2 protein-coding genes are annotated in these 1571 nt (G+C 63.7%); both read left to right on the forward strand.

Annotated features, from left to right (window positions below):
• On the forward strand, window positions 1-958 hold a 958-nt coding region (tig, locus tag EN906_RS33620), incomplete at its 5' end, for a trigger factor (protein WP_127375748.1).
• 160 nt (window positions 959-1118) lie between these two features.
• Window positions 1119-1571 (forward strand): hypothetical protein (locus tag EN906_RS33625; protein WP_127375749.1); only part of this gene is annotated, 453 nt, incomplete at its 3' end.

Here is a 1571-nt window from a genome sequence, read left to right on the forward strand (position 1 = left end):
CCGCGTCACCATCGACTATGTCGGCAAGATCGACGGCGAAGCCTTCAATGGCGGCGCGGGCACCGATCAGCCGCTGGTGCTGGGCTCAAAAGAGTTCATCCCCGGCTTCGAGGATCAGCTGGTCGGCGCCAAGGCCGGTGACGAAAAGCAGGTCACCGTGACTTTCCCGGAGAACTACCAGGCCGCGCATCTTGCCGGCAAGGAAGCGACCTTCGACGTCACCGTCAAGGAAGTGTCCCAGCCCGGCGCGCTGGAAATCAACGACGAGACCGCCAAGAACCTCGGCCTGGAGTCGCTGGAGCGCCTGCGCGACGTCGTACGCGGCCAGATCGAGAACCAGTTCGGCGCCATGACACGCCAGAAGGTGAAGCGCCAGCTGCTCGACCAGCTCGATGCGGCTTATTCGTTCGAGGCGCCGTCGAAGCTCGTCGACGCCGAGTTCAACAACATCTGGGCGCAGGTCAATCGTGACCTGGAAGCAGCCGGACGCACCTTCGCCGACGAAGAGACGACGGAAGAAGAGGCGCGTGCCGAGTATCTGCGGCTTGCCGAGCGCCGCGTGCGTCTCGGCCTGGTGCTGGCTGAAATCGGCGAGAAGGCCGGCGTGACCGTATCGGACGAAGAGCTGCAGCGCGGCCTGTTCGAGCAGGTGCGCCGCTATCCGGGCAACCAGCAGCAGGAAGTCTTCGAGTTCTACCGCAACAACCCGGAAGCGTTGAACACGCTGCGGGCGCCGATGTTCGAGGAAAAAGTGGTCGACCATCTGCTCGGTCAGATTTCGGTCACCGACGTCAAGGTCAGCAAGGAAGAGCTGATGGCCGACGACGAAGAGGACGAGACCTCCGTCAAGGCGAAGCCGGCGAAGAAAGCCGCCGCCAAGAAGGCCGACGCCAAGAAGGCCGACGACGCGGAAGAGCCCAAGAAGAAGGCCGCGCCGAAGAAGAAGGCCGCCGAATAACACCAGCGCTCCGCTGAAACAGGAAGGCCGCCCTCCAGGCGGCCTTTTTCGTTGCCAAACTGCAACAGCCGCCATGCTTCGCGAGCGACGGCCTGTGGCGACCAAGCTTTGATCATTATCTGCGCTTCTATTGCAAGCCGCTTGGTTGTTGGAGGGCGTGTTGAGACTGTTCGTCGAATTGGGACACGCTTCGGCAATCGCGCTGGTCCTTGTCTCGGTCTGCGGCATCGCCCAGGCCGGCGCGGTGTCTGACAACTGGCGCTTCGGCACGAGTGAAGACGGCCTTGTCACGGCCTCGCTCTACGCAACCAACAAGCTGATCACCGGCGGCGGTGCCTTGAGCTACAGCCCGATCCTGACGATTGCCTGCCGGGCAAACGGCGAGCCGCATTGGACTGAATGGCTGCAATTGAACGACGCTGTTTCGGCCAGCCGCAAGATCACCATGTCGATCACGGTCGATCAGGAGAGCAAGTTCGATGAAAGCTGGGCGGTCGGGCCGCGCGGCCGGATGCTGGTGCGCGATGGCGCCGATGGCATCAGGCGCCTTGTCGCCGCGAACCGGCTCCAGCTTTCGTGGCGGCTCCGGCCGCTGGCGGGGGGCGGCGGGGCC

This window comes from Mesorhizobium sp. M7A.F.Ca.CA.004.06.1.1 (assembly GCF_003999135.1).
Lineage (GTDB): Bacteria > Pseudomonadota > Alphaproteobacteria > Rhizobiales > Rhizobiaceae > Mesorhizobium.